The following is a 20,046-nucleotide window of genomic DNA, read 5'->3' on the forward strand; positions in this document are numbered from 1 at the left end:
GACCGGAGTTGATAACAATGCAAAAAATAACACTCTCGCTGCTGGCCCTGAGCCTGCTGAACGCCAGCGCCGCCTTCGCGGACACCGTCACGCCGGTACCGGCTGCTATCGCCAGCCATGATGGCCCGATCCGTATTGCGGTGATCCGTAACCTCGGCTCTGATGACAACACCACCCAGTTTGTTGCCGGGGCTATTCAGCAGGGTCGCCAGTTGGGCTTTAAGGTCAGCACCTTCCTGAGTAACGGTGATGATGCGCGCTTCCAGGATTTCGTGAATCAGGCGATCAGCCAGAAATATGACGGCATCGTGCTGTCGCACGGTAAAGCGCCCTATGCCAGCGGACTGGTGAAGCGCATTGCCGACGCGGGCATCAGGCTGTCTATGTTTGATACACCGGTGGATAGCCCGATTCCGGGCGTCACCGTCACCGCGCAGGATGACGCTTCACTGGCACAGCTTTCGCTGGGCCAGCTCATCCATGATTTCAATGGCAAAGCGAATATCGTCAAACTGTGGGTCGCCGGTTTCCCGCCGATGGAGCGCCGTCAGGTGGTGTATGAAAAACTGCTGAAAGAGAATCCGGGCATTCATCAGCTGGAGTCGATTGGTGCAGTTTCAACGGATGTGCAGGGCGATACCGCCAACAAGATTGGTGCGATTCTGGCGAAATACCCGAAAGGCAAAATCGACGCGATCTGGGGGGCCTGGGATGCCTTCAGCCAGGGCGCTTACAAAGCGCTGCAGGAGAATGGCCGGACCGAGATCAAGCTCTACAGCATTGATGTCTCGAACCAGGATTTGCAGCTGATGCGTCAGAAGAACAGCCCATGGGTGCAGACGGTGGCGGTCGATCCTAAAACCATCGGCGCGGTGAATATGCGCCTGGTGGCGAAAAAGATTGCCGGTGAAGAGACGCCAGCGACGTACCAGTTTAAAGCCGCGTCAATCTCTCAGCAGCAGCTCGGCAGCCAGCCTGGCGCAGTGAACGTGGCGTCGCTGAACAGGATCATTCCGGGCTGGGGCAGCAATGAAGATTTCGTCGCGCCGTGGTTTGCTACCCTGGCGGCGAAATATAAGAAGTAATCCGGCGTCAGCCTTGCCAATCGGTGAGGCTGGCCGTTACAGGCCCAGCAGCAGCTGACGCTCAAGCTGGGGATCGACCATGGTGACATGCAGTCCCACCAGCCGCACGCCGCGTCCGGCACGACGCTCATCCCAGGTTTTCCGGGCGATGGCAATCATGTCCTCTTTATTCAGTACCGGCCAGATGTGCTCCTGGGTCGTCTGCTGAAAATCACTGAACTTGAGTTTAACGCCCTGACGCGCCACCTGCCTGTCAGGGCGGATCTGCGTAAGCCGGCGATCCAGTTCGGCATAGAGAAAATCGATAATCTCCAGGCAGGCATCCCAGTCGCTGATATCTTCCGCCAGCGTGCGTTCCACCCCCAGCGATTTACGCTCGCGCTCCACAATGACGCTGCGATCATCAATGCCATTGCTGCGCTCCCACAGTACCCGGCCAAACTTCCCAAAGCGCTTCAGCAGTAGCGCCAGATCGGCCTTCTGCACGTCGCCGCAGGTCACCAGCCCCATCTCTTCCAGCTTTTTGGCCGAGACCTTACCAACACCGGGGATCTTCGCCAGCGGCAACGTCAGCAAAAAACCAGCCATCTCCGGCGGTGTAATCACGAACTGTCCGTCCGGCTTATTCAGGTCAGAGGCGATCTTTGCCAGAAATTTAATCGGGGCGATGCCCGCTGAAGCGGTCAGCCCGGTTTCACGGTAGATGGTGGCGCGGATCGCCTGCGCCATCAGCGTGGCAGAGCCGTGACAGTGCGGGCTGTCGGTGACATCCAGATAGGCTTCATCAAGGGAGAGGGGTTCAATCAGGGGCGTATAGCGGGTAAAAATGTCGCGGATCTGCGCAGAGGCTTCTTTGTAGGCATCGAAGCGTCCTGGCAGCAAACGGAGGTGTGGGCATAGCTTGAGGGCCATGCCAGTTGGCATCGCGCTGCGCACGCCAAATTTACGAGCCGGATAGTTGGCGGTGCTGATTACGCCGCGACGTTCGCGGCTGCCACCAATGGCGATCGGGATATCGCGCAGCTGGGGATTATCACGCATCTCCACCGCGGCATAGAAGCAGTCCATATCGACATGAATGATTTTACGCATACCCCCTCCAGCACTGGATAAGTATACAGTTGGCAGGGGTAACTGCAATATTTGTCGCGCCCACAATTAAAGTTTACAAATTTGTGGCCGAATATCCTTCAGTAAATCGCGAATTTCGCTGACGCCGTCTTGCTAAAAAAACAGACAATGTTTAATGTTGCGCTGCGGTAGCGGACAGTTCCGATAATGCAAACAGAGACGCACAATTTGCGTCATGTTCTCTTCATTTCAAGGTATACACAGCATGGGCAAAATCGCACTCCTGTTTGCGATGATTTTACTGCCAGCCCTCAGCATGGCAATGACACCCGAACCCGTTCAGACAGCGGCACCGGTCAGTAAAGAATTAAAGAAGCAGTTACTCGGCACCCCGGTCTATATCCAGATTTTCAAGGAAGAACGCACCCTCGAACTCTACGGCAAAATCGGTAATGAATACCGCCTGCTGGATACCTACCGCATCTGTAACTTTTCTGGCGGCCTCGGCCCGAAACGCCGCGAAGGTGATTTCAAAAGCCCGGAAGGTTTTTACAACGTGAAGCTGAATCAGTTGAAGCCAGATAGCCGTTTTTATCGTGCCATCAACATTGGCTTCCCGAATCAGTACGATCGTAATCAGGGCTACAGCGGCAACTACCTGATGATTCATGGCGACTGTAAGTCGATTGGCTGCTATGCCATGACAAACGCCTATATGGATGAGATTTTTACGTATGTGAACGCCGCGCTGCGTAACGGCCAGCAGGATGTCAGCATCAGCATCTATCCGTTCCGCATGACCGACAGCAATATGCAGCGTCACCGCTACTCCAGCGATGCCAGTTTCTGGCAGCAGTTACAGCCAGGATACGCTTACTTTGCGAAGTATCGCCAGCCGCCGACGGTCAATGTCGCCAGCGGTAAATATGTGATGAACAGCAGTCCGGCACCGGTTTTAGCGAGTCCCGAAGCCGCTTCCCGTTCATTCCTGGCGCTCTCCAAGGCAGAATAACGCCCATTCACCTGGCGCAATTCGCTGCCAGGTTTCATTGGCCGTCAGTGGCTGCGTAGCAATCACCGTCACCACGTCATGCGGCGTGGTGTGCTGCTGAAAATCAACTTCCACATCCTGATCCAGTAACTGCGCCCGGCCAAAGGGTGCACGACGGGTGATCCAGAAGAGGTTGGTGGAGCAAAAGGCCATCAGATATCGCCCGTCTGACAGCAGCATGTTAAACACGCCCTTCTGCCGCAATGTGCCAGCCAGCTCCCCGATAAAACGAAACACTGCAGGCCAGTTGCCCGGCGTGCGCGGATAGCGCGTCGCCAGCTGATGCAGGATCCAGCAAAACGCCTTCTCGCTGTCCGTTTCGCCTACCGGCCGGAACGTACCGGTCTCCAGTTGCCGATAGCCCTTAAGCTGGCCGTTGTGCGCATAGGTCCAGTGACGGCCCCACAGCTCGCGGGTAAACGGATGCGTGTTCTCCAGCGACACCTGACCGCGATTCGCCTGGCGGATGTGCGCCACCACCGAATGCGATTTGATCGGATACTCCTGTACCAGACGCGCAATCGGCGAGTTAAAACTCGGCAGCGGATCTTTAAACGTACGACAACCTTTATCTTCGTAGAAGGTAATGCCCCAGCCATCTTTGTGAGGCCCGGTTCCACCGCCACGCTGAACCAGTCCGGTAAAGCTGAAACAGATATCCGTGGGAACATTGGCGCTCATCCCGAGCAATTCGCACATAGCCACCACCTCTGATTAAGCGGCCTCCCGTCTGCGGGAGGCCGGCGCAGTTACTTCACCATCTCTTTTTCGATCAGCAGCATCAGGATGTGGATCACTTTAATGTGGATCTCCTGGATGCGATCGGCATACCCAAAGTGTGGCACCCGGATTTCAATATCGGCACTGCCTGCCATCTTACCGCCATCTTTGCCGGTCAGGGTGATCACTTTCATGCCCTGCGCACGGGCGGCTTCAATCGCTTTAATGATATTGGCAGAGTTTCCGGAGGTGGAGAGGCCCAGCAGTATATCGCCCGGACGCCCTACTGCTTCCACATAGCGTGAAAAGACATAGTCATAACCAAAGTCATTACTGACGCAGGAGAGATGGCTGACATCAGAGATGGCAATCGCCGGATAGCCGGGACGATTTTCACGGTAGCGCCCCGTCAGCTCTTCGGCAAAATGCATCGCATCGCAATGTGAACCGCCGTTACCACAGGAAAGCACCTTGCCGCCTGCCTTAAAGCTGTCAGCCAGCAGCACCGCAGCGCGTTGGATCGCATGGATATTGGCGTCGTCGCTGAGGAATTTATTCAGCGTATCAGCAGCTTCATTCAGCTCTGCGCGGATGATGTCCTGGTACATAGGGATGTCCTTTTTTAGGAGAGGTTAATCGCAGCAAGTTTAACGGAATGGCCGGTAAGCGCAAAGCGTCATGCCATGTCCGGGCGGGAAGTGACAGCAAATATCCCTGCCGCAGGTGATGCAAAAATGGGCTAAAAACGGTTTTTGTGAGGCAGGTTGTAATTGCGATGTAAACAAATTGATAAATCCGGCCAACTCCTCTAAACCTCTCTACATAACAGGTCAGACCTCTTACTACTTGGAGCGGTTCATTATGATGGTTGTCTCGATACTTGCCACGGTGGCGCTGATTGGCGCCCTGTTCTATCACCGCCTGTCGTTACGGCTCAGCAGCGCAATTCTGTTGCTGTGGACTGCAGCGATGGCTTTTGCTCATCTCTGGACGCCATGGCTGCTGCTGCCGCTGGCGATCATCCTGCTGCCGTTAAACCTGACGTCACTGCGCCGCGACCTCTTTTCAAAACCAATATTTCAGCGCTTCCGAAAGGTCATGCCGCCGATGTCACGCACTGAGAAAGAGGCGATCGATGCGGGCACCACCTGGTGGGAAGGCGATCTGTTCCAGGGCAAACCGGACTGGCAGAAGTTGCACAACTATCCTCAGCCACGCCTGACTGCCGATGAGCAGGCCTTTCTCGCTGGCCCTGTCGAAGAAGCGTGCCGCATGGCCAACGATTTCCAGATCACCCATGAGCTGGCCGATATGCCGCCGGAACTCTGGGCATATCTGAAAGAGCATCGTTTCTTCGCGATGATCATTAAAAAAGAGTATGGCGGACTGGATTTCTCCGCTTATGCGCAAGCCTGTGTGCTGCAAAAACTGTCGGGCGTCTCCGGGATTCTGGCGATTACCGTAGGTGTGCCTAACTCACTCGGTCCGGGCGAACTTCTGCAGCACTACGGCACTGAAGAACAGAAGAATCACTATTTACCCCGGCTGGCGCGTGGCGATGAGATCCCCTGCTTTGCGCTGACCAGCCCGGAAGCGGGTTCAGATGCGGGCGCGATCCCCGATACCGGCGTTGTCTGCATGGGCGAATGGAAAGGTAAGCAGGTGCTGGGTATGCGCCTGACCTGGAACAAACGCTACATTACGCTGGCACCGATCGCCACCGTGCTGGGCCTGGCATTTAAACTCTCCGACCCGGATCATCTGCTCAGTGACAACGAAAATCCTGGCATTACCTGTGCGCTGATCCCGACCAATACGCCCGGCGTGGAAATTGGCCATCGCCACTTCCCGCTTAACGTACCGTTCCAGAACGGACCGACGCGCGGCAACGATATCTTTGTGCCCATCGACTATATTATTGGCGGTCCGGACATGGCTGGTCAGGGCTGGCGGATGCTGGTGGAATGTCTGTCAGTGGGTCGCGGCATCACGCTGCCATCAAACTCAACCGGTAGCCTGAAAAGTGTGGCACTGGCGACAGGCGCATATGCTCATATCCGCCGTCAGTTCCGGCTTTCTATCGGTAAAATGGAAGGGATTGAAGAGCCACTGGCGCGCATTGCTGGCAACGCTTACGTAATGGATGCGGCGGCTACGCTGATTACGGCCGGCATTATGCAGGGTGAAAAACCGGCGGTGCTGTCGGCGATTGTTAAATATCACTGCACCCATCGCGGCCAGCGCGCCATTATCGACGCCATGGATATTGCTGGCGGTAAAGGCATCATGCTCGGCAACAGTAACTTCCTGGCCCGTGCCTATCAGGGTGCGCCCATCGCGATCACGGTGGAAGGCGCGAACATTCTGACGCGCAGCATGATTATCTTCGGTCAGGGTGCAATTCGCTGCCATCCTTATGTGCTGCAGGAAATGGCGGCCGCAGCCAGCAACGATGTTAACGCGTTTGATCAGGCGCTTTTCAGCCATATCGGTCATGTGGGCAGCAGCACGATGCGCAGCCTGTGGCTGGGTTTAACCGCCGGACGTACCAGCGCCAGCCCGACCCGCGATGGTACCCGCCGTTATTACCAGCACCTGAACCGCATCAGTGCCAACCTGGCGTTGCTTTCTGATGTGTCGATGGCGGTGCTGGGCGGCAGCCTGAAACGTCGCGAGCGCATCTCGGCGCGTCTGGGCGATGTACTGAGCCAGCTCTATCTCGCTTCGGCGACGCTGAAACGCTATGACGACGAAGGCCGTAACGAAGCCGATATGCCGCTGGTTCACTGGGGTGTGCAGGATGCGCTGCATCAGGCGGAAGTGGCCATTGACGATCTGCTGCGTAACTTCCCGAACCGTCTGGTGGCGGGCGCATTGCGGATGACGATTTTTGCAGGCGGTCATCACTGCCCTGCGCCGTCTGACCGTCTGGATCATCAGCTGGCAAAAATGCTGCAGCAGCCGTCAGCCACCCGCAGCCGACTGGGCCGTGGCATGTACCTGACGCCGAGTGAGCATAACCCTGCCGGTCAGCTGGAACAGGCGCTGCAGGATGTGATGGCAGCAGAAGTGATTCATGACCGGCTGTGCAAACAGACGAAGCAGCACCTCTCCTTTACCCGACTGGACGCGCTGGCGAAGCGCGCGCTGGAACAGGGCTGGATTGATGCGAAAGAGGCTGATGTGTTGCAGCGTGCTGAAGTCAGTCGTCTGCGTTCAATTAACGTCGATGAGTTTGAGCCGGAAGCACTGGCAGTACCGGTGCCCGAGAAAGCGCCTCAGCCTGCATCACGGGCGAGTGAGGCGGCATAGGGTTAGCGTTAGCCTGTCGCACTGGCTCAGGGATGAGGTGTGTCATCGCTCGCGCTAAGCCAGTCCTGTTTTTAGAGGCCGACATAATGTCGGCCTTTTTTTATCCTGCCTGACGGATGCGGGCAATCAGCGCATCCACATCTTCTACGTGATCGGCTGCCAGAATCAGCGTGCGTCCCAGGTTAATCGCATTACGAATGCAATCAGTGCGCATCGCCGGATCGGCAATCAGCTTCATATCCGCCACATGCGACATCCCCACCGTGCGGCGAATCAGTTCGGTGCCGCAGTAACCAATGGTATCGGCCCACACTTTTCGCACAAAGGCCTCGGCATAGCCTGGATAAGCCAGCGCCTCATCACGGGTCTTCTCTGCCGCCAGCGCCAGGAAGCCTGAAGCAAACGTCGTCCAGAGGGTATGCACATCACTGAGGCGCTGCTCACGTGCATCGGCAGCCTCACGCGGTGCCAGCAGCCCCGGCAGGCCGCAGTAGTTAATCAGCAGGTTGCCTATCGCAGTACCAACATCAAAACCGACAGGACCAAAATACCCAAACTCCGCATCAATCGCCTTCAGGCTACCGTCAGCAACGAAAATCGAGCCGCTGTGAATATCCCCATGCAGCAGCGCTTCGGCGTGGGCAAAGAAACGATGCTTAAGACCGCCCACCGCAATGCGCAGCGCATCATCATTGCGCAGGCTGGCGACCAGCGGTTCAAGTGCTTCGGGATAGCTGTTGCGCTCATGATTGGTGTAGGGATCGTTAAAGAAAAGATCTTCGGTAATTTCACACATTTCAGGATTAATGAAGCGCGCCACTTCCGCTTTTTTCTGATGCGGATGCAGGATGAAATCGGAAGTATGGAACAGGGTTTGTGCCAGATAGTCGCCTAACTGCTGAGCCGCTTCCGGGTAGTAAGCGCCCTTCACCAGCTCGCCGCGCCAGATGCGATGGCTGGAAAGATCTTCCATCACCATCACCGCCAGCTCTGCATCGTAATGGGTAATCTTCACTGTATGCTGCGGACAATATTTGTAGTGCTCGACCAGCGTCTGCGCTTCCAGCCGCGCCCGATCCAGCGTCAGTGGCCAGGACTCCCCCACGCAGCGCACATAAGGCACTGCCTGCTTGACGATAACGCGACTGATGCCCTGATCGTCATAAATCTTAAACACCAGGTTGAGGTTGCCATCACCAATCTCTTCTGCGCTGCTCAGCGCGGCAGGATTGTCCACGCCGCCAAATTGTCGGGCATATTCCACAGCATCAGCAGCAGTAAAGGTACGGTATTGCGACATTGCCTGTTCCTCATCATTCGAAGGGGGTCACTCAGGTGTAATAAGCCGTGCAGACGTCTATACATCCGTTCAGCATGTTGGCACAATACGCATCATTAACGCAACATGGATTTCACCCACAATGCAGACACTTCAAACCACCAGCTTACAGGTTCGTGACAATCAGCTCTGGATTCTGGATCAGCAGGCACTGCCGCAGCAGAAGAACTGGCTGCCCGCGCACAGCGTTCCTCAACTGATTGAACATATTCATGCACTGCGGGTGCGCGGTGCGCCGCTGATCGGCCTTTCCGCCTCGCTGCTGCTGGCGCTGCTGGCAGAACAGGGGCAGACGCGCGCTGAACTGGCACAGGCGCTGGAGACCCTGCGCGCTGCGCGCCCTACCGCCGTCAACCTGATGAACAATCTTGATCGGATGAAAGTGGCGCTGGCTCAGCCGAACTTTGCCCCTGCGCTGGCTCAGGAAGCCTGGCGGCTGGTGCAGGAAGATAAGCAACTGTGTGATGCCATCGCTGACGCCGGTTGCACGCTGGTGAAACCCAACAGCCAGTTGCTGACGCACTGCAATACCGGTGGACTGGCAACGGCGGGTGTGGGCACCGCGCTGGGCGTCATTGCCCGCGCCCATCAGCAGGGCCTGATTAAGAATGTCTGGGTTGATGAAACCCGTCCGTTGTTGCAGGGCGGCCGCTTAACCGCCTGGGAACTGGGCGAGCTGGCGGTTTCTTACACCCTGATTACTGATTCCATGGCCGCCAGTCTGATGGCCCGTGGCGAGGTAGATGCCGTGTGGGTCGGCGCTGACCGCATTGCCGCCAACGGCGATGTCGCCAATAAGATCGGTACCTACAGCCTGGCGGTGCTGGCACATTATCATCAGATTCCGTTTTACGTGGCGGCCCCGCATACCACGCTGGATCGCAGCTGTCCTGACGGCGCAGCCATTCCCATTGAGCAGCGCGCCGCCAGTGAAGTGACAGGCGTTGCCGGCAGTTTTGGCAGTGTGCAGTGGGCGCCGGAAGCAGCGAAAGTCTATAACCCGGCGTTTGATGTCACGCCAGCCGCCCTGATCAGCGGCTGGGTGCTGGACACTGGCGTGATGACGCCTGACCAGGTGCAGAACGGCATCTTTCAGCCGCAGTAATGGTCTGCGAGGCGTTTGCCGCTATGGCAGACACCTCACATAACAGGCTGACAGATTACGCCAGACGCGGATAGGCGTCCGCGATCTTATCCCCGGTAAAGTTCGCTACCCAGCCTTCCTGATTGTCGAAAATCCGGATCGCCGTGAAGTGCGGTGACGATCCCATATCAAACCAGTGCGGCGTTCCCGCTGGCACCGAGATCAGATCGTTTTTTTCGCACAGGATCTGCAGGATCTCGCCATCCAGATGCAGGCAGAACAGCCCGGCACCCTCCACAAAGAAACGTACTTCATCTTCGCCGTGCGTATGTTCAGAGAGAAACTTCTCGCGCAGCACGGTTTTCTGCGGATTATCGGCGCGCATGCTGATCACGTCCCAGCTCTGATAGCCTTTTTCCGCCACCAACCTATCGATCGCATGCTGATAGGCGTTGATCACCGTTGCGGGATCCGGGTTTTCACCCAAATCGCGATCGGCTTCCCAGCGCTCAAAACGGACGCCTTTGGCGTTCAGGCGGTCACGAATCGCTTCCGCGTCAGTGCTGTGCCACACCGGCTGGCTGGCTTCACGATCGGTAAAAATAGTCAGTGCGCTCATCCTAAATCGACTCCGGGTTAATCTGGGAAAAATCCGTCACCTGACGATGGCGGCTCTCGTCGTCCGCATCGCCACGCAGTAATTGCAACGTCTGCCAGCCCGCCTCTGCGGCGGCATCCAGCTCCTGATGAATATCGGAGAGAAACAGCAGTTGCTCCGCTGGCTGACCAATCTCAGCGGCGATAGCGCGATAGGCCGCCACATCGCGTTTGGCGCCGACGTGGGTGTCAAAATAGCCGCTGAACAGGCCAGTAATATCACCTTCGTCGCTGTAGCCAAATAACAATTTCTGCGCCGCAACCGAGCCAGAGGAATATACATAGAGTTCAATACCCTGCGCCTTCCAGTGGGTCAGCGCAGGCAGCACGTCGGGATAGAGATGACCGGTAAAACTCCCATTCACATAGCCATCGCGCCAGATCATGCCCTGCAGCGCCTTCAGGCCGGTGGATTTGCGATCCTGGTCCATAAAGCCCAGCAGAATATCTGTCACGCCAGCCAGATCGGCCTGCGGCTGACCGGCCTCTTCACGCACCGACTGCAGCGCCGCCGCCACGTCGGGCTGGTGCGCATTATCACGCAGGAAATCCGGCAGATGCTTGCGGGCATAGGGAAACAGGATGTTATGTACAAAGCGGATATCGCTGGTGGTGCCTTCGATATCAGTAACAATGGCGCGAATCATGCTTTCTCCAGCAGGCGACGTTGACGTTCACATTCGAATAAAAATTCCAGACCTTCCAGATGACGGCGGGCTTCGCTGACATCCCGGCCCCAGCAGGTTAAGCCGTGGCCGCGCAGCAGAAAGCCGTAGCGCAGCGGAAAACGAGCAGCGTAGTCTTCAATTTCTGACGCCAGCGCCGCGATGTCCTGGCTGTTGTCGAACACGGGAATCGCCAGCGTGTCCAGATGGGTGTGCTGGCCGGTTAATGATTTCTGCATCTCATAGCCATGCAGCAGCAGCGCCGCGCCCTGCTCTACCCGCGACAGCACGGTCGAATTCACCGTATGGGTATGCAGCACCGCGCCCGCCTCAGGAAAGAGGCGATAGATCATCGTGTGCAGGCCGGTTTCTGCGGATGGCTTACGGTCAGAGAGCGACTGGCTGGTGGCGATATCGACGTCGATAAAGTCATCCCGCGTCAGCGTGCCTTTATCTTTGCCTGATTCGCTCAACAGGCAGACATGTTCATCGCGGCGCACGGACATGTTCCCGCCGGTGGCCGGTGCCCAGCCTTTTTCGCCAATCCAGTGACAGGCGGCGACCAGCTGATCTAACGGAAGACTCTGCGACATAAAGGTTCCTTGCGGTGAAAGGTAATCCCGGGTAAGCAAACGCTGCTGACGCGCGGAGCATGACGCATGCAAATGCTAAATGGACCGTGTGTAACATAGCGCATGTAAATGCGAAATGATCCGTGTGTCAGCAAGGCGGCAAGCGCGCTTATCCCGGGGAGCTTACATGAGTAAGTGACTCGGGTAAGCAAGTGCAGCCAACACCGCTGACGCGCGGAGCATGACGCATTTAGCCGTCTAAGCGTCTTGATTGCCAAATACTACCATCCTGTTTATAGTGGCACAAACCCCGGGTGACTCCGCATCAATCTTCGCGCTTAAGGCCTGACACCATGACGCAGCACAACCTGATCCCCGAGAGTAAACTCCCTTTGCTCGGCACCACGATTTTTAGCCAGATGAGTGCGCTGGCGCAGCAGCATAACGCCATCAATTTGTCTCAGGGCTTTCCCGATTTCAGCGGCCCGGACTATCTGCAGCAGCGGCTGGCGTTTCACGTCAGCCAGGGCGCGAATCAATATGCGCCGATGACCGGTGCGCTGCCGTTACGTGAGGCGATAGCTGAGAAAACCGCGCGGCTTTATGACTATCGTCCGGATGTTGACGCGGAGATTACGGTGACGGCGGGCGCGACCGAAGCGCTCTATGCGGCGATTACCGCACTGGTGCGGCCGGGCGATGAGGTGATCTGCTTTGATCCCAGCTACGACAGCTATGCGCCTGCGGTGGCGTTGTCTGGCGGCGTGATGAAACGCATTACGCTGCAGCCGCCCGCTTTTCGGGTGGACTGGCAGGCGTTTGCTGCGCTGCTGAGTGACAAAACCCGGCTGGTGATCCTGAATACGCCGCACAATCCTTCGGCTACCGTCTGGCAGCAATCCGATTTCACCGCGCTGTGGCAGGCGATTACTCAGCACCCAATCTATGTGCTGAGCGACGAAGTTTATGAGCACATCTGCTTTGATGAGGCGGGCCACGCCAGCGTGCTTGCACATCCTGATCTGCGTCAGCGCGCCATCGCAGTGTCGTCGTTTGGTAAGACTTTCCACATGACCGGCTGGAAAGTGGGCTATTGCATTGCCCCCGCGGCGATCAGCGCTGAACTGCGCAAAGTGCATCAGTACCTGACCTTCTCGGTGAATACCCCGGCGCAGCTGGCGATCGCCGATATGCTGCGTGAGCATCCGGAACACTATCTTGAACTGCCAGCGTTTTATCGCGATCGCCGCGATCGCCTGGCGACGGCGCTGAGCAACAGCCGCTTTAAGGTGCTGCCCTGTGAAGGCACCTACTTTTTACTGGTCGATTACAGCGCCATCTCCGATCTGGATGATGTCAGTTTCTGCCAGTGGCTGACCCGTGAAGTCGGCGTCGCCGCGATTCCATTGTCGGTGTTCTGCGCCGATGCTTTCCCCTATAAACTGATCCGCCTCTGTTTTGCCAAACAGCCGGCGACATTAGATGCCGCTGCGGAGCGCTTATGCCAGCTTTGAAAATTACGCTATTGCAGGAGACGCTGAGCTGGATGGATGGCGAGGCCAACCTGCGTCATTTTGACGCGCAGCTGGCCGGTCTCACCGGACGCGATCTGATTGTTCTGCCGGAGATGTTCACCACCGGCTTTGCGATGGAGGCGGCGAAACGCTCGCTGCCTGAGGCGCGGGTAATTGAGTGGCTGCATCAGCATGCCCGCAACACCGATGCTCTGATCGGCGGCAGCGTGGCGATCCAGACCGACAACGGTGCGGTAAACCGTTTCCTGCTGGTCGAGCCGGATGGCACGCTGCATCAGTACGATAAGCGTCACCTGTTCCGTATGGCGGACGAGCATCGCCACTATCAACCCGGCGAACAGCGGCAGGTGTTTGAGTGGCGCGGCTGGCGGATCCTGCCGCAAATCTGTTACGACCTGCGTTTTCCGGTCTTCTCCCGCAACCGCAATGATTACGATCTGGCGCTCTATGTCGCCAACTGGCCTGCGCCACGCGCGCTGCACTGGCAGGCACTGCTGCTGGCGCGGGCGATTGAAAATCAGGCTTATGTGGCAGGCTGTAACCGCGTCGGCAGCGACGGCAATCAGCATCACTACAGCGGCGACAGCCAGATTATTTCCCCACAGGGCGAGATCCTCAGCGCGGCCGAGCCGCATCAGCGCGCCCGGCTGGATGCGGAGCTGTCACTGGAGGCGCTTCAGGCTTACCGCGAACGCTTCCCTGCCTGGCAGGATGCGGACCGGTTTTCGCTATAAACTGACGCCGATTAACTGCCGCGATAGGTTGACCACGACCAGGGCGAAATCAGAAATGGCAGATGAAAATGGCTGCCCGCCCCGGCAATCACAAAGTCGATCTGCGCACTGACGTAGAGCGCATCCCGACCGGCGACAGCAAAATAGTCGCCAATTTCCGCCGTTAAACGGTAGTGGCCCGGTGTCAGCGGCTCGGGCGTCAGATCTTTCAGACGTCCGTCGCTGTCCGTTTCACCCTGTGAAATCGGAAACCATCCCTCAGGCGTGTTCTGCTCCAGTGAAATCGCCACGCCGCTGGCCGGTTTGCCCAGCGCCGTGTCGAGAATATGGGTGGTAACAGTACTCATTGAATCGTCTCCTTAAGGCGTAACAGGGTAATTTCACGCAGCTGTTCCAGCGCCTCCTGCTGCTCGGCCAAATCGCTATTCTGCAACCGACGCTGCAACGCTGCCAGCATCTGCTCGCCGCTGCGCCCTTTGGCGCGAATCAGAAATACCCGGCCAAAACGCGCTTCATACGCCTGATTCCCCTGCTGCATCGCCTGTTGCAGAGTGTGATCAGCCTGCTGCATCGCGGACTGCTCGCCGCGCGACAGCGTTGCCTCTTTGTCCGTGCCGTTCGCGCGTTCACCAATGCGGGGATGCGCCGACAGTGCCGCCTCCAGTTCGGGCTGCTGCCACTGGTGAGCCAGCGCATCGGCAGTAGCCAGTAGCGCCTCCGTGGTGGCAAAAGGCCGTGCCGCCACCAGCGACTGCTGCCAGTGCGGGATCGCCACACAGTGCCGGATGGCAGACTGCGCCTCATCAGCCGATAGCTGATTAAATACGGCTAACTCCATATTCAGCTCCGTCCGGCAATCAGCGAGACCGCCTGTAAATAGGCCTGAAGTGCAGGTGCCACATCGTCCACTGCGACCGACTCCGCCGGATGATGACTGATGCCGCGATGGTTACGCACAAATAACATGCCGACCGGCCAGCGTTCAGCAATCGCGATGGCATCGTGTCCGGCCCCGCTCGGCAGTGACAGGCTGCGACCCTGCACCATTTCTACCGCATGGCTCAAAGCCTGTTGCAGCGCGGAGTCACAGGCGGTGGCACCGATGCGATAATATTCCTTAGACTCGAAGCGAAGTCCACGGCGCAGCGCAATCGCCTCCGCCTGCGTTAACAGGCTGGAGAGCAGCGTCTCCAGTGGATTATCCAGCGGACCGCGCACGTCCAGCGACAGGGACACCTCGCCAGGGATCACATTTACCGCGCCCGGCGCGCAGTTAATCGTACCGACGGTAGCCACCAGCTGCGGATCCTGCTCACGGGTCGTCTGCTCAATAAACACCATCCACTCGGCAGCCGCAGCCAGTGCATCTTTGCGATGCGTCATCGGCACCGTGCCCGCATGGCCTGCTTCACCGGTGAAGCGGCAGTTGAGACGGCGCGCGCCGTTAATCGCCGTGACCACACCCAGCGCCAGATCGGCCTGCTCCAGGCAGGGGCCTTGTTCGATATGCAGCTCAAGATATCCGACGATATCCTCAACCCGCCGCGTAGCCGCCTGGATCTGCTCGCTGTCGAGTCCGACATCGGCCATCGCCTGCGCCACGGTGATGCCGTTGCCGTCCGGATGCGTCACCCAGCTTTGCGGCCAGCTGCCGGTAATCCCGCGACTGCCAAGCAGCGTAATGCCAAAGCGGGTGCCCTCTTCGTCGCCAAAGCCAATCACCTCAATCGCCAGCGGCAGGCGGCGCTGATGTTCATTAAGCCACTGCACGGTTTCAATCGCGCTGAGCACGCCCAGCATCCCGTCGTAGCGACCGGCGTTGCGCACCGTGTCAAGATGCGAGCCGAGCAGCAGCGCAGGCGCGCCGGCTTCTGCCGCCTCATAGCGCCCACAGATATTGCCGACTTCATCCTGCCACACCTGCATCCCCGCCGCCTGCATCCACTCACCGACGCAGGCGTTAGCGCGCAGATGTTCTGGCGAGAGGTAGACGCGGGTCAGCCCCTCAGCCGTTTCACTGATCGCTGCCAGCGCATCGCAGCGCGCCATCACGCGCTGTGCAGCGGCCTGGGCTTCGCTGGCGCTCATCATCATGCCTGGCTCCCGTAGTGATCCCATGCGGCCTGCGCGCCAGCGCCCTGCGGCGTGCGATGACCGACATAAGTCAGCACCGTTTCCAGCGCCGATAGCGTCTGCATCACGCAATCTTTACGCGCGTTATACCCCATGGTGCCGATGCGCCACACTTTGCCATGCAGCGGGCCAAACGAGGTGCCAATCTCAATGCCGAAATCCTCCAGCATCAGTTTGCGTACCTGATCGCCGTTGACACCTGACGGGATCATCACGCCCAGCACGTTGTTCATTTTGTTTTTCAGGTCGCCGAAGGTCTCCAGCCCCATTCCCTGAATGCCTTTCAGCATCGCTTCACCATGCAGTTTGTGACGGGCGATGCCGTTATCCAGCCCCTCCTGCAGGATCAGACGTGCACACTCGCGTGCGCCAAACAGCGCACTGGTCGCTTCAGTGTGATGGTTAAGCCGCTCCGGCCCCCAGTAATCCATGATCATGCCGAGATCAAAATAGTTGGAGTAGATCATTTCCTCTTCGCCATCCTGATGCGCCTCGGTGCGGATCCCCTGCTCAACGCATTTGCGTTTACGGATCACCGCTTCCATCTCTGCGCTCAGCGTGATCGGCGACGTGCCCGAGGGGCCGCCCAGGCATTTTTGCATCCCCGCCGACACGGCATCCAGTCCCCAGGCATCCGTTTCCAGCGGGTTGCCCGCCAGCGACGCGGTGGCATCGGTGTAGAACAGCACGCCGTACTGTTTGCAGATCGCACCCAGCTGCTCAAGCGGTTGCAGCATGGTGGTCGAGGTGTCGCCCTGCACGGTCAGCAGCAGGCGCGGCCGCACTTTTTTGATCGCATCTTCGATCTGGTCAGGGGTAAAGACTTCGCCCCACGGCACTTCGATAGTGTGAACGTCCGCACGACAGCGACGGGCTATTTCGCACAGCAGATGACCGAAGCGGCCAAATACCGGCACCAGCACCTTGTCGCCAGGGCGGATAGCGGAGAGCAGGATCGATTCGATGCCAGCACGTGAAGTGCCATCAATCAGCAGCGTCCAGCGGTTCTCTGTGCGGAACACGCCGCGATAGAGCGCCATCACTTCGTTCATATAGTGGGTCATCGCAGGATCGTACTGACCCAGCAACTGACTCGACATGGCGCGCAGCACGCGGGGATCGGCATTGATCGGTCCCGGTCCCATCAGCAGACGCTGTGGCGGATTGAGTTGCGGGAATTGCGTAATATCCATCATCTTTTCCTTTTCTAAGACTCAGAGACGAACCGAAGAGATAAACTGCTTCAGTTCCGGCGTCTGCGGCTGGGCGAACAGCGTTTTACTGTCGCCCTGCTCCCAGACGCGCCCCTGATGCATAAAGACCACACGATCGCCCACATCGCGGGCGAAGCTCATTTCATGGGTGACGAGGATCAGCGTCATTCCCTCTGCCGCCAGCTGCTCCAGAACTTTGAGCACTTCGCCCACCAGTTCAGGATCAAGCGCGGAGGTGATCTCATCACAGAGTAAAACTTTCGGCGTCATCGCCAGCGCACGGGCAATCGCCACGCGCTGCTGCTGACCGCCAGAGAGGCTGGCAGGATAGTAGTCAAGACGCTCACCCAGCCCGACCTTCTCCAGCATCTGCGCCGCCAGCGCCCGGCACTCGGCCTCGCTTTTCTTCAGCACCCGGCGCGGCGCCAGCATCACGTTCTCCAGCGCCGTCATGTGCGGGAACAGGTTGAAGCTCTGAAATACCATCCCGACCGAGCGGCTGATTTCACGCGCCTGCGAATCGCGGTCGGTGATGGTCATTCCGCCGAGCTTAATGCTGCCTTCCTGATAGCCTTCCAGCCCGTTCATACAGCGCAGCAACGTGCTTTTGCCCGATCCGCTGCGACCAATGATGGAGATCACCTCGCCCATGTCGATATCCAGATCCACGCCTTTCAACACATGGTTGTCGCCGTAATATTTTTGCACCTGATTAATGGTGATGAGCGGCATTGAATTTTTTCTCCAGATACTGGCTGTAGCGAGACAGCGGATAACACATCAGGAAGTAGCCCAGCGCCACCAGCCCGAAGACTTTAAACGGCTGATAGGTCACGTTGTTCAGAATGGTGCCCGCCTTGGTCAGCTCGATGAAGCCGATAATCGAGGCCAGCGCGGTGCCCTTGATCACCTGCACGGCAAAGCCCACGGTCGGCGCGATACCGATGCGGATCGCCTGCGGTGCCACTACCCGCCACAGCGTCTGACCAAAGGTCAGGCCGAGACAGCGCGACGCTTCCCACTGCCCTTTCGGCAGGGCGCGAATGCTGCCGTACCAGATGTCCACCAGAAAAGCGCTGGTGTAGAAGGTCAGTGCCAGCGAAGCTGCGGTCCAGGGCGCGACATCAATGCCGAATAGCCCGACGCCGAAAAACGCCAGGAACAGCTGCATCAACAGCGGCGTGCCCTGAAACAGCGCGGTGTAACCGCGTATTACGCGCGTCAGCCACTTACGTTGCAGCAGACGCAAAAACAGTAACGGTAGCGTCACCAGCGTTCCACCTGCAAAGGCCACCAGCGACAGTAACAGGGTCCAGCGCGCTGCCAGCAGCAGGTTGCGCAGAATGTCCCAGTCGGTAAAGGTCGTCATCATGATGGCTGCACTCCAAACCATTTACGGCCAATCGCCAGCAGCAGATGGCGCATCGCAATCGACAACGCCAGATAGATCAGCGTGGTCACCAGATAGACCTCAAAACTTAAGAAGGTACGCGACTGAATCAGGTTGGCAGCGAAGGTCAGCTCCTCATAGGAGACCTGCGACACCACCGATGACCCCAGCATCACAATGATGCACTGACTCACCAGCGCCGGATAAATGCGCTGTAACGCAGGCGGCAGCACGACCCGCAGAAATGTCTGGCTGCGGGTTAATCCCAGCACCCGTCCCGCTTCCCACTGCCCTTTAGGTGTCACCTGGATCCCGGCGCGGATAATCTCGGTGCTATACGCCCCGAGGTTGATCAGCATCGCCAGCAGCGCTGCCTCGCCAGCAGTGAGTTTCAGCCCCAGCGCAGGCAGGCCGAAAACAATAAAGAACAGTTGCACCACAAACGGCGTATTGCGGATCAGCTCGACATAGAGGCCCCACAGGCGGCTCATCCAGCTGGGTTTGCCACTGCGCAGCGCCGCGCCCGCGATGCCGAGCGCCACACCACCGGTGGTCGCCAGCACCGTCAGCTGGAGGGTGACCCACAGACCGGAGAGCAGCTCCGGCCAGTAGGGCCACAGGGCGGGAAAGTTAAGTTGCCCGGTCATGAATCCGTCCTCAGGCGCCGAGGTTGGCGGGCAGCGGCGCTTTCAGCCACTCTTCTGACAGTTTATTCAGGGTGCCATCTTTGATGCCCTGCTCAATCAGCGCATTCACTTTCGCTTTCAACGCAGGCTCATCTTTCTTCAGCCCGATAAAGCAGGGTGAATCTTTGAGCATAAACTGCGCGACGGGCGCTTTAGCCGGATTCTGGCGCGCAATAGCGGCGACGACCAGGTTACCGGTGGCGACATACTGCACCTGACCAGAGAGATACGCAGACAACGTCGTGTTGTTATCTTCGTAGCGTTTCACCTGCGCATCTTTCGGGGCCACTTCGCTCAGCACCATATCTTCTACCGCACCGCGCGTGACGCCAATCGACTTGCCGCTCAGCGCCGACGCCGCTTTGATCTCATCGCCTTTCGGCCCAAATACGCCCAGGAAAAACGGCGCATAGGCGCGAGTGAAGTCGATGACTTTTTCACGCTCGGCATTTTTACCCATGCTGGAGATAACCAGATCGACCTTGTCGGTTTGCAGATAAGGCACACGGTTGGCACTGCTGACCGGCACCAGCTGCAACTTAAGTTTCATCTGCTTTGCCAGATATTTTGCCGTGTCGATATCATATCCCTGCGGCTGCAGGTCGGTGCCGACTGAACCAAACGGCGGGAAGTCCTGTGGCACGGCAACGCGGATAACGCCGCGTTTCTGAATGTCCTGCAGTTGATCGGCCAGCGCGCTGCCCGCCTGAGCCATCAGTAATGCTGCTGTCGCTACCGCCATTAAAACTTTTTTCATTATGCACCCCGGTGAGATTACGTGAAACAAAAGATTCTTTG

At 57.9% G+C, this 20,046-nt stretch carries 21 protein-coding genes; 6 read left to right on the forward strand and 15 right to left on the reverse strand.

From position 1 onward, the window contains the following. Positions 1-17: 17 nt before the first annotated feature. Positions 18-1,085, forward strand: coding sequence for a sugar ABC transporter substrate-binding protein (locus ACR8BF_RS15075; protein ID WP_434745209.1), 1,068 nt, complete (start codon positions 18-20; stop codon positions 1,083-1,085). Positions 1,086-1,121: 36 nt separating this feature from the next. On the opposite strand, the gene dinB is transcribed toward ACR8BF_RS15075, so the two are convergent. After that, positions 1,122-2,177 (reverse strand): DNA polymerase IV, encoded by a 1,056-nt coding sequence (dinB, locus tag ACR8BF_RS15080; protein WP_292989351.1) that lies wholly within the window; start codon positions 2,175-2,177, stop codon positions 1,122-1,124. A 244-nt stretch (positions 2,178-2,421) separates the two neighbouring features. Here dinB and dpaA point away from each other — a divergent pair, with 244 nt between their 5' ends. After that, complete coding sequence (dpaA, locus tag ACR8BF_RS15085) at positions 2,422-3,168, forward strand: peptidoglycan meso-diaminopimelic acid protein amidase (RefSeq protein WP_179896932.1); 747 nt, start codon at positions 2,422-2,424, stop codon at positions 3,166-3,168. Here dpaA and ACR8BF_RS15090 read toward each other — a convergent pair. After that, the gene (locus ACR8BF_RS15090; RefSeq protein WP_003851154.1) at positions 3,139-3,906 is read right to left on the reverse strand and encodes a class II glutamine amidotransferase; all 768 of its coding nucleotides are present in this window, start codon (positions 3,904-3,906) and stop codon (positions 3,139-3,141) included. The genes dpaA and ACR8BF_RS15090 overlap by 30 nt on opposite strands. A gap of 50 nt (positions 3,907-3,956) precedes the next feature. Beyond that, on the reverse strand, positions 3,957-4,535 hold the full coding sequence (gene lpcA / locus ACR8BF_RS15095) for a D-sedoheptulose 7-phosphate isomerase (RefSeq protein ID WP_434745210.1): 579 nt from the start codon (positions 4,533-4,535) through the stop codon (positions 3,957-3,959). A gap of 253 nt (positions 4,536-4,788) precedes the next feature. On the opposite strand from lpcA, the gene fadE reads away from it, so the two are divergent. Next, a complete protein-coding gene (fadE, locus tag ACR8BF_RS15100; RefSeq protein WP_434745211.1) occupies positions 4,789-7,239 on the forward strand; it encodes an acyl-CoA dehydrogenase FadE in 2,451 nt (816 codons plus the stop codon). A 100-nt stretch (positions 7,240-7,339) separates the two neighbouring features. Here fadE and mtnK read toward each other — a convergent pair whose 3' ends face one another. Next, on the reverse strand, positions 7,340-8,539 hold the full coding sequence (gene mtnK, locus ACR8BF_RS15105) for an S-methyl-5-thioribose kinase (RefSeq protein ID WP_313699972.1): 1,200 nt from the start codon (positions 8,537-8,539) through the stop codon (positions 7,340-7,342). A 121-nt stretch (positions 8,540-8,660) separates the two neighbouring features. Between mtnK and mtnA the strand changes: the two genes are divergently transcribed. Next, positions 8,661-9,683 (forward strand): S-methyl-5-thioribose-1-phosphate isomerase, encoded by a 1,023-nt coding sequence (mtnA, locus tag ACR8BF_RS15110; protein WP_434745212.1) that lies wholly within the window; start codon positions 8,661-8,663, stop codon positions 9,681-9,683. A gap of 55 nt (positions 9,684-9,738) precedes the next feature. On the opposite strand, the gene ACR8BF_RS15115 is transcribed toward mtnA, so the two are convergent. The 3 genes from ACR8BF_RS15115 to ACR8BF_RS15125 are packed head-to-tail and all read right to left on the reverse strand — an operon-like array spanning position 9,739 to position 11,577. Beyond that, positions 9,739-10,281: a 1,2-dihydroxy-3-keto-5-methylthiopentene dioxygenase gene (locus ACR8BF_RS15115; RefSeq protein WP_136197732.1), complete on the reverse strand. Its 543-nt coding sequence runs from the start codon at positions 10,279-10,281 to the stop codon at positions 9,739-9,741. 1 nt (position 10,282) lies between these two features. Then, entirely contained in the window at positions 10,283-10,966 is a 684-nt protein-coding gene (mtnC, locus tag ACR8BF_RS15120; RefSeq protein ID WP_313699976.1) for an acireductone synthase, read from the reverse strand. Next, entirely contained in the window at positions 10,963-11,577 is a 615-nt protein-coding gene (locus tag ACR8BF_RS15125) for a methylthioribulose 1-phosphate dehydratase (RefSeq protein WP_179896944.1), read from the reverse strand. Before ACR8BF_RS15125 ends, mtnC begins: the two co-directional genes overlap by 4 nt. A gap of 332 nt (positions 11,578-11,909) precedes the next feature. Between ACR8BF_RS15125 and ACR8BF_RS15130 the strand changes: the two genes are divergently transcribed. Both ACR8BF_RS15130 and ACR8BF_RS15135 read left to right on the forward strand, forming a co-directional pair. Further along, entirely contained in the window at positions 11,910-13,070 is a 1,161-nt protein-coding gene (locus tag ACR8BF_RS15130; protein ID WP_434745213.1) for a pyridoxal phosphate-dependent aminotransferase, read from the forward strand. Further along, the gene (locus ACR8BF_RS15135) at positions 13,058-13,825 is read left to right on the forward strand and encodes an amidohydrolase (RefSeq protein ID WP_434745214.1); all 768 of its coding nucleotides are present in this window, start codon (positions 13,058-13,060) and stop codon (positions 13,823-13,825) included. The genes ACR8BF_RS15130 and ACR8BF_RS15135 overlap by 13 nt, the downstream gene beginning before the upstream one ends. An 11-nt stretch (positions 13,826-13,836) precedes the next feature. On the opposite strand, the gene uraH is transcribed toward ACR8BF_RS15135, so the two are convergent. The 8 genes from uraH to ACR8BF_RS15175 are packed head-to-tail and all read right to left on the reverse strand — an operon-like array spanning position 13,837 to position 20,005. Next, complete coding sequence (gene uraH, locus ACR8BF_RS15140) at positions 13,837-14,172, reverse strand: hydroxyisourate hydrolase (RefSeq protein WP_292989321.1); 336 nt, start codon at positions 14,170-14,172, stop codon at positions 13,837-13,839. After that, entirely contained in the window at positions 14,169-14,663 is a 495-nt protein-coding gene (uraD, locus tag ACR8BF_RS15145) for a 2-oxo-4-hydroxy-4-carboxy-5-ureidoimidazoline decarboxylase (protein WP_313699982.1), read from the reverse strand. Before uraD ends, uraH begins: the two co-directional genes overlap by 4 nt. 2 nt (positions 14,664-14,665) lie before the next feature. Continuing rightward, the gene (gene hpxK, locus ACR8BF_RS15150; protein WP_434745215.1) at positions 14,666-15,919 is read right to left on the reverse strand and encodes an allantoate amidohydrolase; all 1,254 of its coding nucleotides are present in this window, start codon (positions 15,917-15,919) and stop codon (positions 14,666-14,668) included. Beyond that, positions 15,916-17,151, reverse strand: coding sequence for a pyridoxal-phosphate-dependent aminotransferase family protein (locus ACR8BF_RS15155; protein WP_292991107.1), 1,236 nt, complete (start codon positions 17,149-17,151; stop codon positions 15,916-15,918). The genes hpxK and ACR8BF_RS15155 overlap by 4 nt, the downstream gene beginning before the upstream one ends. 21 nt (positions 17,152-17,172) lie before the next feature. Further along, complete coding sequence (locus ACR8BF_RS15160) at positions 17,173-17,904, reverse strand: amino acid ABC transporter ATP-binding protein (RefSeq protein WP_008924827.1); 732 nt, start codon at positions 17,902-17,904, stop codon at positions 17,173-17,175. Next, positions 17,885-18,541: an amino acid ABC transporter permease gene (locus ACR8BF_RS15165; RefSeq protein WP_033742952.1), complete on the reverse strand. Its 657-nt coding sequence runs from the start codon at positions 18,539-18,541 to the stop codon at positions 17,885-17,887. Before ACR8BF_RS15165 ends, ACR8BF_RS15160 begins: the two co-directional genes overlap by 20 nt. Then, positions 18,541-19,209 (reverse strand): amino acid ABC transporter permease, encoded by a 669-nt coding sequence (locus ACR8BF_RS15170; protein ID WP_179896957.1) that lies wholly within the window; start codon positions 19,207-19,209, stop codon positions 18,541-18,543. The genes ACR8BF_RS15165 and ACR8BF_RS15170 overlap by 1 nt, the downstream gene beginning before the upstream one ends. A gap of 10 nt (positions 19,210-19,219) precedes the next feature. Beyond that, positions 19,220-20,005, reverse strand: a complete 786-nt coding sequence (locus ACR8BF_RS15175; protein ID WP_090963444.1) for a transporter substrate-binding domain-containing protein — start codon at positions 20,003-20,005, stop codon at positions 19,220-19,222. Positions 20,006-20,046 lie beyond the last annotated feature (41 nt).

The organism is Candidatus Pantoea rara (genome assembly GCF_051136265.1).
Taxonomy (GTDB): Bacteria; Pseudomonadota; Gammaproteobacteria; order Enterobacterales; family Enterobacteriaceae; genus Pantoea; species Pantoea rara.

What these genes read in the sequence shown, in the direction of transcription:
- ACR8BF_RS15075 (WP_434745209.1), top strand. Translation starts at nt 18, where the DNA reads ATGCAAAAAATAACACTCTCGCTGCTGGCCCTGAGCCTGCTGAACGCC.
- dinB (WP_292989351.1), bottom strand. Translation starts at nt 2,177, where the DNA reads ATGCGTAAAATCATTCATGTCGATATGGACTGCTTCTATGCCGCGGTG.
- dpaA (WP_179896932.1), top strand. Translation starts at nt 2,422, where the DNA reads ATGGGCAAAATCGCACTCCTGTTTGCGATGATTTTACTGCCAGCCCTC.
- ACR8BF_RS15090 (WP_003851154.1), bottom strand. Translation starts at nt 3,906, where the DNA reads ATGTGCGAATTGCTCGGGATGAGCGCCAATGTTCCCACGGATATCTGT.
- lpcA (WP_434745210.1), bottom strand. Translation starts at nt 4,535, where the DNA reads ATGTACCAGGACATCATCCGCGCAGAGCTGAATGAAGCTGCTGATACG.
- fadE (WP_434745211.1), top strand. Translation starts at nt 4,789, where the DNA reads ATGATGGTTGTCTCGATACTTGCCACGGTGGCGCTGATTGGCGCCCTG.
- mtnK (WP_313699972.1), bottom strand. Translation starts at nt 8,539, where the DNA reads ATGTCGCAATACCGTACCTTTACTGCTGCTGATGCTGTGGAATATGCC.
- mtnA (WP_434745212.1), top strand. Translation starts at nt 8,661, where the DNA reads ATGCAGACACTTCAAACCACCAGCTTACAGGTTCGTGACAATCAGCTC.
- ACR8BF_RS15115 (WP_136197732.1), bottom strand. Translation starts at nt 10,281, where the DNA reads ATGAGCGCACTGACTATTTTTACCGATCGTGAAGCCAGCCAGCCGGTG.
- mtnC (WP_313699976.1), bottom strand. Translation starts at nt 10,966, where the DNA reads ATGATTCGCGCCATTGTTACTGATATCGAAGGCACCACCAGCGATATC.
- ACR8BF_RS15125 (WP_179896944.1), bottom strand. Translation starts at nt 11,577, where the DNA reads ATGTCGCAGAGTCTTCCGTTAGATCAGCTGGTCGCCGCCTGTCACTGG.
- ACR8BF_RS15130 (WP_434745213.1), top strand. Translation starts at nt 11,910, where the DNA reads ATGACGCAGCACAACCTGATCCCCGAGAGTAAACTCCCTTTGCTCGGC.
- ACR8BF_RS15135 (WP_434745214.1), top strand. Translation starts at nt 13,058, where the DNA reads ATGCCAGCTTTGAAAATTACGCTATTGCAGGAGACGCTGAGCTGGATG.
- uraH (WP_292989321.1), bottom strand. Translation starts at nt 14,172, where the DNA reads ATGAGTACTGTTACCACCCATATTCTCGACACGGCGCTGGGCAAACCG.
- uraD (WP_313699982.1), bottom strand. Translation starts at nt 14,663, where the DNA reads ATGGAGTTAGCCGTATTTAATCAGCTATCGGCTGATGAGGCGCAGTCT.
- hpxK (WP_434745215.1), bottom strand. Translation starts at nt 15,919, where the DNA reads ATGATGATGAGCGCCAGCGAAGCCCAGGCCGCTGCACAGCGCGTGATG.
- ACR8BF_RS15155 (WP_292991107.1), bottom strand. Translation starts at nt 17,151, where the DNA reads ATGGATATTACGCAATTCCCGCAACTCAATCCGCCACAGCGTCTGCTG.
- ACR8BF_RS15160 (WP_008924827.1), bottom strand. Translation starts at nt 17,904, where the DNA reads ATGCCGCTCATCACCATTAATCAGGTGCAAAAATATTACGGCGACAAC.
- ACR8BF_RS15165 (WP_033742952.1), bottom strand. Translation starts at nt 18,541, where the DNA reads ATGACGACCTTTACCGACTGGGACATTCTGCGCAACCTGCTGCTGGCA.
- ACR8BF_RS15170 (WP_179896957.1), bottom strand. Translation starts at nt 19,209, where the DNA reads ATGACCGGGCAACTTAACTTTCCCGCCCTGTGGCCCTACTGGCCGGAG.
- ACR8BF_RS15175 (WP_090963444.1), bottom strand. Translation starts at nt 20,005, where the DNA reads ATGAAAAAAGTTTTAATGGCGGTAGCGACAGCAGCATTACTGATGGCT.